Annotated in this window: 11 protein-coding genes and 2 pseudogenes; 7 read left to right on the top strand and 6 right to left on the bottom strand. The window is 70.9% G+C overall.

Going from position 1 to position 15,038, the window contains the following annotated elements:
- Positions 1-125 precede the first annotated feature (125 nt).
- The 3 genes from BLW57_RS39010 to BLW57_RS39000 all read right to left on the bottom strand — a co-directional run bounded on the left by BLW57_RS39010 (position 126) and on the right by BLW57_RS39000 (position 6,676).
- Positions 126-3,854, bottom strand: coding sequence for a non-ribosomal peptide synthetase (locus BLW57_RS39010; protein ID WP_093480344.1), 3,729 nt, complete (start codon positions 3,852-3,854; stop codon positions 126-128).
- Entirely contained in the window at positions 3,793-5,076 is a 1,284-nt protein-coding gene (locus BLW57_RS39005) for an MFS transporter (protein ID WP_093480343.1), read from the bottom strand. Before BLW57_RS39005 ends, BLW57_RS39010 begins: the two co-directional genes overlap by 62 nt.
- A gap of 688 nt (positions 5,077-5,764) precedes the next feature.
- Entirely contained in the window at positions 5,765-6,676 is a 912-nt protein-coding gene (locus BLW57_RS39000; protein WP_093480342.1) for a GNAT family N-acetyltransferase, read from the bottom strand.
- A gap of 166 nt (positions 6,677-6,842) precedes the next feature.
- On the opposite strand from BLW57_RS39000, the gene BLW57_RS38995 reads away from it, so the two are divergent.
- Entirely contained in the window at positions 6,843-7,763 is a 921-nt protein-coding gene (locus tag BLW57_RS38995; protein WP_093480341.1) for a Rieske (2Fe-2S) protein, read from the top strand.
- Between the two features lie 81 nt (positions 7,764-7,844).
- Here the strand turns inward: BLW57_RS38995 and BLW57_RS42785 are convergent.
- Positions 7,845-8,020 (bottom strand): annotated as a pseudogene (locus tag BLW57_RS42785) (DUF2267 domain-containing protein); the annotation flags it as partial.
- Between the two features lie 285 nt (positions 8,021-8,305).
- On the opposite strand from BLW57_RS42785, the gene BLW57_RS41710 reads away from it, so the two are divergent.
- The 4 genes from BLW57_RS41710 to BLW57_RS38970 all read left to right on the top strand — a co-directional run bounded on the left by BLW57_RS41710 (position 8,306) and on the right by BLW57_RS38970 (position 11,238).
- Positions 8,306-8,902, top strand: a complete 597-nt coding sequence (locus BLW57_RS41710) for a hypothetical protein (protein WP_093481150.1) — start codon at positions 8,306-8,308, stop codon at positions 8,900-8,902.
- Entirely contained in the window at positions 8,856-9,593 is a 738-nt protein-coding gene (locus BLW57_RS38980; protein WP_143051656.1) for a fibronectin type III domain-containing protein, read from the top strand. The genes BLW57_RS41710 and BLW57_RS38980 overlap by 47 nt, the downstream gene beginning before the upstream one ends.
- Before the next feature lie 248 nt (positions 9,594-9,841).
- Positions 9,842-10,222: a glycine cleavage system protein GcvH gene (gcvH, locus tag BLW57_RS38975; protein WP_093480339.1), complete on the top strand. Its 381-nt coding sequence runs from the start codon at positions 9,842-9,844 to the stop codon at positions 10,220-10,222.
- 143 nt (positions 10,223-10,365) lie between these two features.
- On the top strand, positions 10,366-11,238 hold the full coding sequence (locus tag BLW57_RS38970; RefSeq protein WP_256339762.1) for a YhjD/YihY/BrkB family envelope integrity protein: 873 nt from the start codon (positions 10,366-10,368) through the stop codon (positions 11,236-11,238).
- Between the two features lie 156 nt (positions 11,239-11,394).
- On the opposite strand, the gene BLW57_RS38965 is transcribed toward BLW57_RS38970, so the two are convergent.
- Complete coding sequence (locus BLW57_RS38965) at positions 11,395-12,087, bottom strand: TetR/AcrR family transcriptional regulator (protein WP_093480338.1); 693 nt, start codon at positions 12,085-12,087, stop codon at positions 11,395-11,397.
- A 53-nt stretch (positions 12,088-12,140) separates the two neighbouring features.
- On the opposite strand from BLW57_RS38965, the gene BLW57_RS38960 reads away from it, so the two are divergent.
- Both BLW57_RS38960 and BLW57_RS38955 read left to right on the top strand, forming a co-directional pair.
- A complete protein-coding gene (locus BLW57_RS38960; RefSeq protein WP_093480337.1) occupies positions 12,141-13,259 on the top strand; it encodes an FAD-dependent oxidoreductase in 1,119 nt (372 codons plus the stop codon).
- 207 nt (positions 13,260-13,466) lie between these two features.
- Positions 13,467-13,859 (top strand): annotated as a pseudogene (locus BLW57_RS38955) (alpha/beta hydrolase); the annotation flags it as partial.
- Positions 13,860-14,020: 161 nt separating this feature from the next.
- Here the strand turns inward: BLW57_RS38955 and BLW57_RS38950 are convergent.
- Positions 14,021-14,848, bottom strand: a complete 828-nt coding sequence (locus tag BLW57_RS38950; RefSeq protein WP_093480336.1) for an SCO6745 family protein — start codon at positions 14,846-14,848, stop codon at positions 14,021-14,023.
- Between the last annotated feature and the right edge of the window lie 190 nt (positions 14,849-15,038).

The following is a 15,038-nucleotide window of genomic DNA, read 5'->3' as shown; positions in this document are numbered from 1 at the left end:
GTCTCCTGCGCTGAAGCGACGTGGGGTCAGACGTGTGCGCGGAGTGGCCGAGGGGCCACGGTGAGTCACCCTTGATCGGTGGGGGTGACGGTGTCAGGTGCTCGGGCGCCGGGGCGCCCGGCGGATCAGAGGTCGAAGTCGAGTTCGGCGGTGAAGGCTTCCGCGGCGGCCCGGGTCGGGCGCTCGGGGCGGTCCGAACACAGGGCGCCGAGTGGCGCTGTCGGGTCGGCGGTGAGGGCGTCCAGCAGGGCCACGAAGTCGTCGCGCCAGCCCTCCACCGTGTCCCGGCGGAACAGTCCGGACGCGTACTGCCAGGCGGCCCGCAGGGTGCCGGCGTCCTCGTGGATCTGCAGGTTGAGGTCGAAGACGGCCTGCCCGGTGGGTTCCAGGCGCAGCGGCACCCGGGCGCCCTGGAAGTCGACCGCCGTGTAGCGGCCGCTGTGCAGGGCGATGAGGGCGTCGAACAGCGGGGTGCGGCTGTAGTCGCGTACGGGCGCGGCCAGGGCGACGACGTCGTCGAACGGGAAGTCCTGGTGGGCGAAGGCCTCCTCGGCGGTGCGGGCGGTACGCCGCAGGTAGGTCTCGTAGGGCAGCGCGGGATCCGCGTCGCCGCGCAAACATACCGTCTGAGCGAACATGCCGACCGTGCGGTGCAGTCCGGGGGCGGTGCGGCCCGAGACGGGTGTGCCGAACGTGACGTGCGCCGTGCCCTTGAGCCGGCCGAGCAGGATGCCGTGGGCCGAGGCGAGCACCGCGAACAGGGTGACGTCCCGCTGCCTGGCCAGTTCCCTGAGGCGCGCCGTGCGGTCCGGGCCCAGGTCGAAGGTGACGACATCGCCCGCGAGTTCGCGCAGGGGCGGCCGCGGCCGGTCCGTGGGCAGGTCGCCGGAGTCGATCGGGGAGACGAACTCCTTTCGCCAGTAGGCCTCCTGGGATTTCCGCTGCCTCAGCCCGTCGGGTCCGGCCAGCCACACGGCGTAGTCGCGGTAGCGGAGCGTGGGGGGCGGTGGTTCGTCGCCCGCGTAGAGGGTGGCGAGGTCCTCGAACAGTGGTGTCAGCGAATAGCCGTCGACCACGATGTGGTGCAGGTCCAGGCGCAGGGTGACGGCGGCCGGCGTGCGGTGCACCTCCGCCCGCCACAGGGGTGCCTCGGACAGGTCGAAGGGTCGGACGAATGCGGCGAGGGGCGTGGGTTCGCCGTCGTGGACCCGGATCGACGGTTCGACGTCGGCGTCGATGTGCTGCACGACCTCGCCGTCGTCCGTGACGGCGAACCGGGTGCGCAGGGCGTCATGGCGCCGGGTCAGCCGGCGCAGGGCGTCGGCCAACCGCAAGGGATCGGTGCCGCCGGGGAGTTCGAGGGTGACCGGCACGTTGTAGTGCACGGCCCGTTCGTCCTTGAGCTGCTCGAAGTACAACCGGCGCTGCTGCGGGGTGACCGGATACGAGGGGCGGGGCGGCGCGGGCCGGATCGCCGGTTCGGTGACGGGGGCGCTCCCCCGCAGTAACGCGGCGAGCCCGCCCAGGGTGCCCGATCGCAGCACGGCGCTGACGGGGCACTCACGCCCGAGTCTCTCGCGGACGCCCGCGGCGATGAGGGTGGCGGTGAGGGAGTCGGCGCCGAGGTCGCGCAGATCATGGGCGACGCCGAGGCCCTTGATGCCCAGGGCCTGTTCGGCGAGGTCCACCAGGGCCCGCTCGATGTCGTCCGACGCAGGGACGGCGGTGGTGCCGGGCGGCAGGTCGGCGCCGCCGGGGTCGGGCAGGGCGGCGCGGTCGACCTTGCCGGTGTGGTTCAGCGGCAGCGCCTCGAGCGGGACGAGGTGGGCGGGGACCATGTGGGGCGCGAGTGCCTGCGCGAGGTGGGTTCGCAGGACCTCCGGCGCCGGCGGGCGCGGCCCGGCGTAGTAGCCGCACAGGTACTTCTCCCCCAGGCCCGGGCGGGAGCGGGCGACCACGATGGCCTCCGCCACGTCCGGGTGGCCGAGCATGGCCTTCTCCACCTCGGCCGGTTCGATACGGAACCCGCGCACCTTGACCTGGTGGTCGCGCCGGCCGAGGAACTCCACGATGCCGTCGGGCCGCCAGCGCGCCAGGTCGCCGCTGCGGTAGAGGCGTCCGCCGCCCGGGGAGAACACGTCAGGCACGAAGCGTTCGGCGGTCAGCTCGGGCCGGCCCAGATAGCCGCGCGCCACACCGTCCCCGCCCAGGCACAGCTCTCCGGGCACGCCGACGGGGCACAGCCGCCCCCGGTCGTCCAGCACGTAGGCGGTCGAGTGCGCGATCGGGCGCCCGATCGGTATCCGGCCCAGGTCGTCCCGGGTGATGCGGTGGGTGAGCGAGAAGGTGGTGTTCTCCGTGGGGCCGTACCCGTTGACCAGGGTGACCCCGGAGCAGGCCGTCATGGCCTTCGCGACGTGCACGGACGACAGGGCGTCGCCGCCGACGACGAGTTCGCGCAGCCCGCGGAACGCGGTGGCGTCCTGTTCCACGAGCTGGTTGAACAGCGGTGAGGTCAGCCAGAGGGTGGTGATGTCGTGGGCGGCCAGCTCACGCCCGAGCGCGCGTGCGTCGAGGATGACGTCGGAGTCCACCAGGTGCACGCTGCCGCCGTTCAGCAGCGGCCCCCACAGCTCGAAGGTACTGGCGTCGAAGGCGATGGAGCCGGTGGGCAGGACCCGTAGGGGCCGCCCGAACCGTACGTAGTCCGTGCCCTTGACCAGCCGCACCACATTGCGGTGGGTCACCTCGACGCCCTTGGGCTGTCCGGTGGTTCCGGAGGTGTAGCAGATGTACGCGAGGTCGGCCGCCGAGGCAGGCCCTGTGAGGTGTTCCGCGGGGTGCGGGGAAGGGTGGCCCGTGGGGTGGAGCACCGTGCCGTCGAAGGCGAAGTCCACGGGCACCTCGGGCGAGGCGACCAGGACACGCACCGAGGCGTCGGCGAGCAGCCATTCTGTGCGCCGGGCCGGGAGGCCGGTCTCCAGCGGCAGGTAGGCGCAGCCGGCCTTGAGGATGCCGAGCGCACCGACGACGAGGTCTGCGGTACGCCAGGTGCGCAGGCCGACCCGCTCGCCGTGCCGTGCGCCGGCCGCCCGGAGGGCGTGGGCCAGCCGGTCGGCGGCCGCGTCGAGCTCGCCGTAGGTCAGCCGGCCGGAGCGGTCGGTGACGGCGGTCGCGTCCGGGTTGCTGCGGGCCTGCTCGCCGAAGAGGGCCGGGATGCCGGCGCTGTCGGGGTAGGGCCGGGAGGTGTCGTTGAAGGTGCTGAGGATGAGTGCCCGTTCCTCGTCGCCGAGCAGGTCCGCCTCGTGCACCGGGGCCTGCGGGCGGCGGTCGAGGAACGCGGCGATGCGCCGGAGATGATCGCCGAGGCGCCGCACGGTCGGCTCGTCGAAGAGCGAGGAACGGTACCCGAGGAGCAGATCGGTGCCGTCCCGGGTCAGCTCGAGTTCGGCCGGACCCGCGGGAACGGGGTGGTCGGCGTAGCGTACGGCGGTGTCCGCCGAGTGCTGGTGCGGGGCCGCATGCGCGGTCCGGGCCAGCAGGGCGGAGACGGGTTCGTCCGGTTCGACGGTGAGGGTCAGCGCCCCCGCGCCGCGTTCGCTCAGATCGACGTCGAGCAGCAGCCGTCGCTGACCGGTGTAGCGGTGCAGCAGGAGGGCGAACGCCGCCAGGTCGTGCGGGGTCGCCGCGTTCGGCAGGCGCAGCGAGGCGAGCGCGGCGTCGGCGGCGTCCCGGGTGCGCGGGTGGTCGGTGACGAGGAGGACGGCGTCGCCGTCGGTGTCGGGGCGGGTGTCAGGAACCGGCGGGGACGGCGTCGGCGTCCGGGTCGGTGTCCCGCTGCGCACGCTGGTCATCTGCTGCTGTCACCCCCAACTGGAAGGCGAGGTTGCGGAACAGGAACAGGGTGAGGGCACCGGGCAGTACGGCGAGCGAGGCGACGACCAGGATGAGCACGCTGTAGTGGTCGCCACTCAGCAGCACACCGCCGAGGGCGGAGCCGGCGGGCAGCGCACCGGCCATGACGGTACGCATCAGGGTCATCGCCCGCCCCCGCATGGCGTTGGGCACGCGGGTCATGCGGACCACGCCGCCGAGGACCGTCATGGGCGCGGACAGAATGCCGTTGAGCACCAGACCGATCAGGATGAACGGCAGTGCCTTCGGTACGAGCAGGAACAGCACCGCGCCGGACAGGAGTTGCAGCGCGCCGATGCGCATCATCTGCTTCTCGGAGGTCTTCGCGGCACCGGAGACGAGGGAGCCGATCAGCTCACCGGCCGCCATCACGGCCAGCATCAGGCCGAGCACGCCGGGGCCACCGTGGAACTCGTCCTTGGCGAGCCAGGGCAGAGCGACCACCAGGGCGCCCGCGGAGACGTTGAAGGCTCCGAAGGAGAGGGTGAGCACCAGCAGGAAGCGGTCACGGGTGACCAGGCGGAACACGGGTTTCCAGCCGGGCTTCTCGCCCACGGCGTCGCCGGTCGGTTCGGGACGGGCGAGGGGCGCGTTGATCATGCTGATCAGGAGGGCGAACGCGAAGTAGGTGGCGGCGTCCAGCAGCAGGACGTTCTGGGCGCCGAACGCCGTGATCAACAGTGCGCCGAGAGCGGGTCCGACGACGTTGGCGGCGCCCATGGCGGTGGCTTCGAGTCCGGAAGCGGCCTGGAGCTTGTCCTCGGGGACCAGTTCGGGCAGGACGGCCGGTGTACCGGCCAGCGGGATGATCTTCAGCAGTCCGTAGACCAGGGCGACCGCGTACAGGACCCAGACGTGCAGTGCGCCGGCCAGCGCCAGGAGCGGCACCAGGGCGACGACGAAGCCGCGGAACACCGAGTCGGAGATGAAGAGTTTGCGCCGGGAGAACCGGTCGAGAAGCGGTCCGACGAACGCGCCGCCCACGATCACGGGGAGGGTGAGACAGACTCCCAGTACGCCCAGACCGGCGGCGCCGGCCTTGTCGAGCGTGATCCAGGCGAGCGCGGCGTAACTGGCGCCGTCACCCAAGAGATTCAATACCAGGGCGGACCACAGCAGACGGTAGTCCCTGAGCTGCAAAATGGCTAAATATGCTTTCACGTAACCGCACCGTTCTATGAGCCTGTAGGCAACAGAAGTGCACGGGCGGGCGTGTTGTTCACGCCAACTTTCCCGTAAAGTGGTGCAGAAAAAGGGCGCGCCGAAGCCACCCGTTCACATGGGATGCGGACAGACCGAATTACGACACCAAGTACGGTACCGAAATGATCTGAGCCACTGATACGCGCACACATCGGGCCGACGCCCTGAACCCCCGGATGAGAAATACCTGCCGCAGCGCCCCCCGCCCTGCTTTCGCCGCCCTGGGCGGCGTCCCCCGTTTTCCGTCACATGTTCTAACAGTGTCGCCGAGTTCGAGTCAAGCAATGCACGTACCGCGTTTTTGGCGGGTTCTCGACTTGCCGTGACTTCGTTCGGCTCGGAAAGGCCGCGACACGTTCACCGCCGCCCCATTGAGGCCGACTGTGCATGAGACGGCCGCATGCGCTGGACAAGAAGCGAAACGGAATATATGCCGCCGCGCGCGATGCGCCGGGGGCCGCCGGGAGGCGGCCGACCGGGAGATCTTTTTGACGCCCTACCGGACGGACACGAGCCATAACCGGCCGCGCGCATTCCTCGCTCGCAGAGACGACGACGCGCGCGGCCCTGCACGGAACACGCCATCCGCCGACTCGTCGCGACACCACGCATGACGAATCGGCCGCCTATGACAAGTAGCGTCGCGTCAGACCGAGGAGCGGGGAAGGCCGAGGGAACGGCTTTCCTCCACGATTCGGTACCCGGCACTCGTGTAGAGGTTCATCGCCACCTCATTGCCACCCCACACGGTGAACATCAGCACCGAGTCGCCGGCTGCCAGCGTGGCCAGTTCACCGGCCGCCATCGCCGCCCGCCCGTACCCTTTGCCGCGGTGGGCTTCCTCGACGTGCAGCGAATAGCCGTAGCTGACCCCTGGGACGTGCCCGTGCTTCAGCCAGCCCGTGCCGATCCGCTCACCCGCCGCCTCGAGAACCAGGAACGTGTTGTCGGGCGTCGACAGGCCCTCAGGTAGCAACTTGGCGAAGTCGCGGTCCGACTTGCGTACGGCCTCTTCGGGGCTCAGGGCTCCCGCCCGGACGATGTCGCCGACATAGGCGGCCTTCTCGAAGTCGAGCCAGTCGGGGTACTCGGCCTGCGTCATCGGCCGTCCGGTGACCCCGTCGCCGGGTTCCGGCGCAGAACCGACGCGACACGCTCTCAGCTGGGCGCGGACGCGGTAGCCGTGGAACAGCTCACCGGCGGGCTCGGTGAGCCGTATGTCCAGTCGGCGTGCGCCGCGCTGCGCGCACCAGCCCTCGGCCCAGTTCCGCGCGGCCTGCTCGTGCCCTCGGCCGGAATGGGACACGTCGACGTGCAGATCGCCGATGCGGCCCGCGAGCGTGCCGTTGACCTCGGTCACGGCCACGGCGACGTACCCTGCGTGGCCACCGGCGTCCGTGATCTCGGCGACGGTCCAGTCGCTGCCGGACCGCGCGTCCTCAGCCATGCGCTCCGCCGCGGCCGCACCGAGCCCTGCCGCCGTGTACGAGGCGCGCAGCCGCTCCTCGAAGCGCTTCCGCCATTCCGTGCTGTCACTGAGAACGCTGAATTCTGTCACCGGGTCACACTAGTCGCGTTGTCATGAACCTGATCTGGCATTTTCCGCGAAAGAGGCCGCCTCATCTGCGCCGATGCCCGCGCCGGTGTTCGCACATCAGCCCGCACCCATCGCTCACCTCGCACCACGACGGATTACGAGCCGTCGAAGGGGCTACTCGCAGCAGATGAAACTCAGTGACGTCCTGCATCGGATACCTCCGCCGGCCAAGCGCCTCTTGCCTGATTCCCAGGGCCCGGGGCGGGTCCTGCAAGCCGTCGACCGGGTGGAGCGGTTCTCCGGCGCGGACCGGTTGCTCGACGCCGTGCAACGGGTGATCCAGGCGGCACCGCTGGGCCGGGCGCGCGACGGGCTGCACGGCCGCTGGCTCGGCCACCCGGTGCACCCGTTGCTGGTACAGGTACCGGTGGGCAGCTGGCTGTCAGCGGCTCTGCTCGACGTGCTGCCCGGACAGCGACGCGCCGCGGGCACCCTCGTCGCCACCGGCCTCATGGCGGCCGCGCCGGCCGCGCTGGCGGGCTGGGTGGACTGGGCGGACTGCAACCGCCCGCAGCAGCGGATCGGATTCGTTCATGCCGCGGCCAACGCCGCCGGCGTCGCCCTGTACGCCAGCTCGTTCAGCGCCCGCCTTCGCGGACGGCACACCGCGGGCAAGATGCTCGGCTGGGCGGGGTTGACGGTCATCGGTGCGGGCGGTGCACTCGGCGGACATCTCGCCTACCGGCAGGCTGCCGGAGCCAACCATGCCGAAGCCGTTGCGCAGCTGGTGGGGCCGGGATGGCACCACGTCGCCGAGCTGAGCGACCTGCCCCACGACAAACCGGTTCGCCGCACGGTCGCGGACGTCACCGTGGTCGTCGTACGCCGGCCGGACGACGCGGTACACGTGCTGGCGGAGCACTGCAGCCATCTGGCCGGCCCCCTGTCGGAAGGCGTCCTCGAAGACGGCTGCCTGCGCTGCCCGTGGCACGGCAGCCTTTTCCGGCTGACCGACGGCTGGAACGTCCAAGGTCCCGCCACCGCGCCTCAGCCCGCCTTCGACACCCGCGTCACCGACGGTCGCGTGGAGGCCAGGCTCCGCCAGTAGCGGCACGGGCAACTGGACGCTCCCGTGTCGCGAGGCAGGTTTCCTGCACCCAGGCCGTGCCGGGTCGCTGCGGCGGGGGGCGAGCTCGGCGCGGCCGAACAGCAGCGCGTAGCCGGAGGGCAGCGGGCGCGGGACTCGTGTGAGGAGACCAGGGCCGGCGAGGGCAGCCACCGCGGCGGAACCGATCCGGTGTCCCAGCGGATGGTGGCGAGGGAAGCGTCGGCGCCCGTGGCGAGGTCATTGACGAAGGCCCCGCCCTCACCGGCCTCCCCAGCGCCGCCCACGCCCCGCTCAGCGAACTGAACACCGCCCCCGCCCACGACAACCCGGCCGCCCTCCTCACCCCTCAACGCCACCCGCCGTCCTCACCCCGAATACACGCGTAGCCGTTGGGCAGCAACGCAACCGGACCCGAACCGGGTGCGTGAAGCAGGAGGCACGTCGCGGAATTTCCGCGGGTCAGCGATGCGCGGGGCGTATACAGCGTGAGATCTGGAAACTCGGGGATGGAACTCTCGAAGGACGCGCGGAGGGAGCCCGCTATGAGCCATGTCACGGCGAGTGCATCGGAGCTGCCCCAGCCCTTGCAGACCATCGGCTCCGGACTGCGCCGCATCCCCGGTGTCGAGCAGCTGAACAAGATCACCGACGGCGCGTTGGACCGGATCGGAGCGATCTCTCCCCGCGGTCGTCGACTGGCGGTGTACACCGGAGCCGGTGTGCTCGGTTTCGCCGGGGTGGTCGAATGGCCCCTCGCCCTGGCCGGTGCTGCCGTCGCCTGGCTGACCCAGCCGCGACCCGCGGTAAGCGTGCACGACGACACGACCTCGGACGGCCGGGCTCGAAGCGTTCAGGGCGGGGCGCCCCGGCCCCCCGAGCCGTCCACCGCGGCCCGCACCGGCCCCGCCCCGGCGTCGGCCGGAACGGCCATGGCACAGGAGCACCACGGTCCCGGCGACCGGTTGGCGCCCTCCCATTTCCACCGCGACCGCGCCGAAGACCACGGCCACGAGCAGCCCGCCAAGGTTGGTGACCCTGCCACCGCCTCGGCACTGAAGCGGGTCGCGCGGGCCTGCGCGGACCATACGGACCATGACGAAAAGGATGCATCCGCATCTGCGCGCGGTTCGGCTCTGTAGGAGGACGGCCGCCCTCGTCGTCCGCACCGGCGACCGTGTCGCTCCCGGCCCGGTCACCGGCGTGAAGGCCACCCCGCGCGCCGACGGAGTCCCGGTGAGCTGGACGGCCTCACCCGAGGACGACATCGACCGCTGCACGGTCTGGACCGGTGCCCGGCAGAGCGACGGCACGGTCAAGTGGCTCAGCTCCACCTCCTGCCCCGAGGGCACGAGCGACCCGCTCGCGGTTCTCTGCGGCGACCTGCCGGACGGCGAGAGTCACCTGTACGCGGTCGTCGCCAGGGACCGCTGGGGCAACGCGCTGTCCCCGAGCGACGCGTGGGTCGCGGTCGTGGAGAGCACCGAGCTGGATGTCCGGCCCGCTGTGGCGGTCACCCGTGACTGGGCCCTCGGAAGCGTGGGCCCAGTCACGGTGATCGGCGGGCCCGACGCGAACGGGCCGTCCGTCAACTGGCGGTGCGACAGGACCGAAGTGTGCGACGCCGTCGTGGGCTACCGGATCAGCAGGTGGGACGCGGCCAGCCGCTGCACAGCGGACTCCTGCCGCAGCCGACCCGCACTTACGCCGACATCACGGCTGCGCGCGGGGCCACACACTTCTAGACGCTGGAGGCGGTACGCGCCGACGGCACCGTCGCGGGCAAATACGAGTGGAGCTGCGTCTTCCAGGACCGTGTCCGACCGGAGGTGAAGCCGGGATCGGGAGGCTGGGGCGGAACATGCCGCCTTAGGGGCGAGCCTCCCGATGTCATCAGTACCGACGAGCACCGCACCGCCGACGCCTGCGCCGACGGGCTGCGCCGGTGTGCGCCCGCGTCACCCGCTCGGCGGACCGTGAGGACCGAAATACACGTCATCTCCAGGCGGTACAGCAAGCTGTCCCTGCCGGTCGCTGACAGAGGCGGCCGTGCCGCATCCCCCACGGCTGATGGAGCTGACATGTCCCACGTGCCCGCCGATCTCAAGTACACCGACGACCACGAGTGGATCCGCACCCACGACGGGACCGTCACCGTCGGCATCACCGACCACGCCCAGAAGACCCTCGGCGACATCGTCTTCTTCGACCTGCCCTCCGTCGGCAAGGTGGTCGATGCGGGAGACGCCGTCGGCACGGTGGAGTCGGTCAAGGCGGCGTCCGACCTCTACGCCCCGGTGGGCGGCGAGATCATCGAGATCAACGAAGAGGTCGTGGACAGTCCCGAAGAGGTCAACAGCGACCCGTACGAGATGTGGCTCTTCAAGATCAAGACCGCCAAGGGATCCTTCGACGGCCTGCTCGACGCCAAGGCGTACCAGAAGCTCGTCGACGGGGAGTGAGACTCCGGGGGCGCCCGACGGTCGGTCGGGCGCCCCAGGGTCGTTCTTGAGTTCGCGGCAATGGCCCCATCCTCGCGGAAGGCAGGAGGACGGAGATCAACCGAGAGCGCCTCCTCAGAACACTGACGTTCTGGCTGCGGCCGGTGTTCGCCTTGCGGGTCGTCAACCGGTTCCAGAAGATCGTGGGTTTCGACCGCTCGATGGCCCTGGCCTCCAGCGCTTTGACAGCACTGGTCCCGGTCTCCATCATCCTTGGCACCGTCTTCGGGCACTACGACGCGGCAGAGCAGATCATCAAGCGCTACAACCTCACCGGTGCGGGCGCCGAGGCGGTCAGCTCGCTCTTCTCCCCCGCCGAGGAGACCAGCGCGAGTGCGGGCATCCTCGGCATCGTCTTTCTGACGATCTCGGTGCTGAGTTTCACGCGAGCCGCGCAGCGACTCTTCGAGCAGGCGTGGGAACTCAAGCCCCTCAGTGTGCGCAACACGCGCAACGGCTTGTGGTGGATCCTCACTCTCGGCTGTTACGCGGTGGTCATCACCGTGCTGTCCGCGCTTCTCGGCGGGCACGCGCTGGGGTTGGCCGCGGTGGTGTGCGAGGTCCCGGTGACCGCCGCGTTCCTCGTCTGGAGCGGCTGGGTGCTGTCGGCGAAACGGATCGGCTGGCCGGACCTGATTCCCTTCGGCGTCACCGGCGCCGTTCTGACAGCGGCGTACTCAGTGGGGGCGGGCATCTACATGCCACGTCTCTTCAACTCATCCGCGGCCCGTTACGGGGTGGTCGGTGCGGTCTTCGCGATGATCTCCGCCCTCTTCACAGCCATGCTCGCCTTGGTCGCGTCGGCGGCACTGGGACGAGAAGTACGGGACGAGCTGCACCGGATCCGTGCGGGCGACCGTCCGTCCGACCGTGAGGTGCGCCGGCAGTGGGACGCAGTGGTCGAGCAGACGCGGTCACGGTGGCGCTCGGTTCGGAAGCAGGTGTCGCATCGTCAGCCGAAGGGCTCGAAAGACTGACGGCGCGCCCTGCCACGACCGGCACTCGGCCTTCCGGAGCCCGGCAGCCGGTGGGACGCTGCGGACGCGGCTCGACGATCCAGGTGGAAGCCCCGCGCACGCACCGGCACGGAATCACTCAGGAGAAGCCACGACCACGCAGCGGGCAGGGACGCGTCACGCCGGTGGCAGGGCGAGTCTGGCGGCCACGGCATCGAGGACCCAGTCGAGGCCGGTCGCGAAGGACGTCTCGGCGTCGACCTCCGTACCGTCGTGAACCGCCTTGCTCAGCGCGGGGAAGCGGCCCGTGGCCAGCATCCTCGTGATGTACGGGCCGGAGGCGCGTTGCCAGTCGCGCTTGGACAGGCCCGTTGCGCGCTCGGCCCGCAGGTTCGCGATCTCGCGCCTGATCGCACCGGTGTGGTAGGCGCTGACCGTCTCCACGGCGCGCATGACGGTGTCGATGTCGGCGAGGCCGTCGAGGGCGGCCAGCGTGGACTCGGCCACGGCGAGGCCGTTCGGGCCGAGGGTCGGGCGGCCGCCGAGCAGGTCGGCCAGCCATTCGTGACGGAGAGCGGCGCGCCTGGTGCGGTGGGCGAGGGTGCGCAGCGCCTCCCGCCAGTCACCGGGCTGCTCCTCGGGAAGAATCTCGGCCTGGACCTCGTCCACCATGAGGTCGAACAGTTCTTCCTTGGTGGAGATGTAGCCGTACAGCCGCATCGGGCCGGCGTTCAGCCGGGCGGCGACCTTGCGTACCGACACCGCCTCCAGCCCGCCCTCGTCGGCCAGCGCGATGGCGGCGGCGACAATGCGCTCCCGGTCGAGCGGCACAGGGCGAGTCGGCGGCTCCGGCCGGTCCCACACAGTCATGAGTAGATCGTACTGTTGCGATACAACGTACCGAATCAATACAGTGTATCGACATGAGACACCGCATCGCTGTGATCGGGGGCGGCCCCGCCGGTCTGACCTTCGCCCGCGTCCTGCGCCGCCATGGCTGCCCGGTCACCGTCTTCGAACGCGATCCCGCCCCCGACGCCCGCCCGCCGGGCGGCACCCTGGACCTGCACGAACAACTGGGCCAGCTCGCACTGGACAAGGCCGGGCTGCTGGCGGAGTTCCAGGCGCTGTCTCGCCCTGAGGGTCAGGCCATGCGCATCCTTGACACGGACGGGACCGTCCTGCGCGACTGGCGACCCCACCCGGACGACCGGGCCAATCCCGAGATCGACCGCGGCCGACTCCGCGACCTGCTGCTCGGCACCCTCGACGTCCGGTGGGGGCGGGCCGTGACGCAGGTGGTGCCGGGAACCAGTGATGGGGCACTGGTCCGTTTCGCCGACGGGCGGCAGGAGGCGTTCGACCTCGTGGTCGGCGCGGACGGCGCGTGGTCCCGCGTCCGGCCGGCAGTCTCGTCGGTGACCCCGCACTACACCGGCGTCACCTCCGTCGAGACCGCTCTGGACGACGTCGACACCCGGCACCCTGACCTCGCCCGGTTGATCGGCGACGGTTCCGTGGCCGTGTACGGCGTGAACCGGGCCCTCGTCGCCCAGCGGAACAGCGGCGGCCACGTCAAGGTGTACGCCCAGTTCCGCGCACCGCTGGACTGGCACACGAACCTGGACCCGGCCGACGTCGAGGCCCTGCGATCGACCCTGCTCGCCCTGTTCGACGGCTGGGCCGCTCCCGTCCTCGAACTCCTCCGCCACGGCGGCACTTTCGTCCACCGCCCCCTCCACGTCCTCCCCGTGTCCCACACCTGGCCCCGCGTCCCCGGGGTGACGCTCCTCGGCGACGCCGCCCATCTGATGCCCCCGCTGGGGGCGGGCGCGAACCTCGCGATGCTCGAAGGCGCCGAACTCGCCGAGTCCATAGCCGCCGGACCGGACGATCTCGACGACGCCGTCCGCGCCTTCGAGGAGCAGATGTGGGCACGGGCCGGCCGGTGGGCGAAGATCACGACGGCCGGTCTGGAACGCCTGGTCAGCCCGGACCCGGCCGAAGCCCTCGCCCTCTTCGACCAAGTACAGCCATCCTGATGGCCAAGCGCGAGAACATCTCACGGGCGGAAGAGGGGTTGGTGGGGACAATGATCGACCGGTAGCTCCAGTTGCCCGTGACACCGCTTGAGGAGGGGAGACCCATGAATGCCGCTTCTCCGTGGGCGCCTTGCGGTTCACCTCCGCATCGACGTCGAACGGCATGGTCGAGCGCGACTCCCCTGGTCCTGATGGGCCCAAGAAGCACGCACGGCACACGACGAGGCGGAAATCGCCGAACTGTTCCGGGCGAGGGCGGCCGGCGAGCGGGAAGGCCCGATCGTCGTCCGCTACAACGACCACCTGGCAAGGATCGCCGTACCGGAGTACCTGGCCACGCTGGACGCCCTCCAGGAGCTTCCGGAGATCGGCACCGACGGGCCGGTCGGCTACTGGGGCATCCACATGGGCACGGCGATCGGCGTGCCGTTCGTGGCCGTCGAGCCCCGGATCACGGCCGCGGTCTTCGGCCAGCACTGGCCCGATGCCCTGGCCGAGAAGGCGAAGCGGATCACCGTCCCGATCGAGTTCGCTCAGCAAGCGGATGACGAGCACATCTCCCGCGAGGAGGGTCTGGCGCTGTTCGACGCCTTGGCGGCGTCCGGCTGACCACCGGGGCGCCGCGACGACCGTCAGCAGCGCGACGGGCGCCCTCCCGCGGCCAGGAGACCCTCGGTTGATCGAGTGCCTCGGGCGCGACCACCGGGCCGTGAACTCCCCGTCCCGTACGGCGGATTCCTCGTCCTGTCGGTCGCCGCTCGTCACCGCGATCCCGCGGCGACCAGCTTCGCGGTGATGGGTTCGAGCTCGGCGACCAGCTCGTCGAGCTCGACGGGAGACAGGGCGTAGTACGGCGCGGCGGCGAGCTCGTCGGTGAGGGCTTCGATGCGTCGCCTGGTCTCGCGGCCTGCGTCGGTGAGCCGGCCGTCGGTGTCGACGAGTCCACGCTCGCGCAAGCCGTCCATGACCGCGGCCAACCGCTCCTTCGGCAGGTGATGGACGCGCCCGAACGACTCCGGCGGGTGGATGCCCTCCGCGAGCGCCCAGAGCACATGGGCCTCCGTGCCGCCGATGCGCGCGCCGACGAGCGCGGCGACATGCCCGTCACCGCGGTGCTCGCGCAGCATGGTCGCGGCATGCCACAACCGGGCGACCGGGTCGCTCGGCACCGGAAGGGCGCGCATTCCGGCGTACATCACCCGGCCCTCGGTGGGCGCGCTCGTCGCGGCTTTGGTGGTCAGGTCGGCGGCGCGCACCAGTCCCGGGGAGCCGGCCAGCTCCTCGCCGAGGATCCGTCGTACGGAGGCAGCGCTGCCGCGCTCCCGCGCGGCGACGGACGCCTCGGGCGGGATCGTCTCCCAGGCACTGGGAATGTGCCGCGCGGCCTCCCCGTCGGCGAAACTGTAGAACGCGGCATGCACGACCTGCGCCGGTACCCGCCCCAGCGGTGCGGCTCGGCTGGCGAAGTAGCCGTCCCAGTAGGTGCGGTGGCCGAGCGCGGCCAGCTCCTCGTTGGACTCCTCGGCGACGTAGGTGACGAGGCAGATCGGCTCCAGGAGCTCGAACATCCGGCGGGCGGTGTGCGTCATGGCCCCCATCATGCCCGCGGGTCACACCCCTTGGAGCAATCCGGCGACGGAGGCCCCCCGGGGGAACCCGGCCGGCACACCTCGAGGATCTTCGCCACGGCAGCCTTCTCCTCGGCCACGAGACCAAGCCGTGGTGCTGGTCCCGTTCGGTGACACGGCCGCACTCCCGCCCCGACAGGCACCACGTCGG

This window comes from Streptomyces sp. 1222.5, assembly GCF_900105245.1.
GTDB classification, from domain to species: Bacteria; Actinomycetota; Actinomycetes; order Streptomycetales; family Streptomycetaceae; genus Streptomyces; species Streptomyces albidocamelliae.
This window is presented reverse-complemented; position numbering and strand designations above follow the sequence as displayed.

Coding starts and splice junctions, on each gene's coding strand:
- BLW57_RS39010 (WP_093480344.1), bottom strand. CDS start 3,854: ATGACCAGCGTGCGCAGCGGGACACCGACCCGGACGCCGACGCCGTCC.
- BLW57_RS38995 (WP_093480341.1), top strand. CDS start 6,843: ATGAAACTCAGTGACGTCCTGCATCGGATACCTCCGCCGGCCAAGCGC.
- BLW57_RS41710 (WP_093481150.1), top strand. CDS start 8,306: ATGAGCCATGTCACGGCGAGTGCATCGGAGCTGCCCCAGCCCTTGCAG.
- BLW57_RS38980 (WP_143051656.1), top strand. CDS start 8,856: ATGACGAAAAGGATGCATCCGCATCTGCGCGCGGTTCGGCTCTGTAGG.
- gcvH (WP_093480339.1), top strand. CDS start 9,842: ATGTCCCACGTGCCCGCCGATCTCAAGTACACCGACGACCACGAGTGG.
- BLW57_RS38965 (WP_093480338.1), bottom strand. CDS start 12,087: ATGACTGTGTGGGACCGGCCGGAGCCGCCGACTCGCCCTGTGCCGCTC.
- BLW57_RS38960 (WP_093480337.1), top strand. CDS start 12,141: ATGAGACACCGCATCGCTGTGATCGGGGGCGGCCCCGCCGGTCTGACC.
- BLW57_RS38950 (WP_093480336.1), bottom strand. CDS start 14,848: ATGACGCACACCGCCCGCCGGATGTTCGAGCTCCTGGAGCCGATCTGC.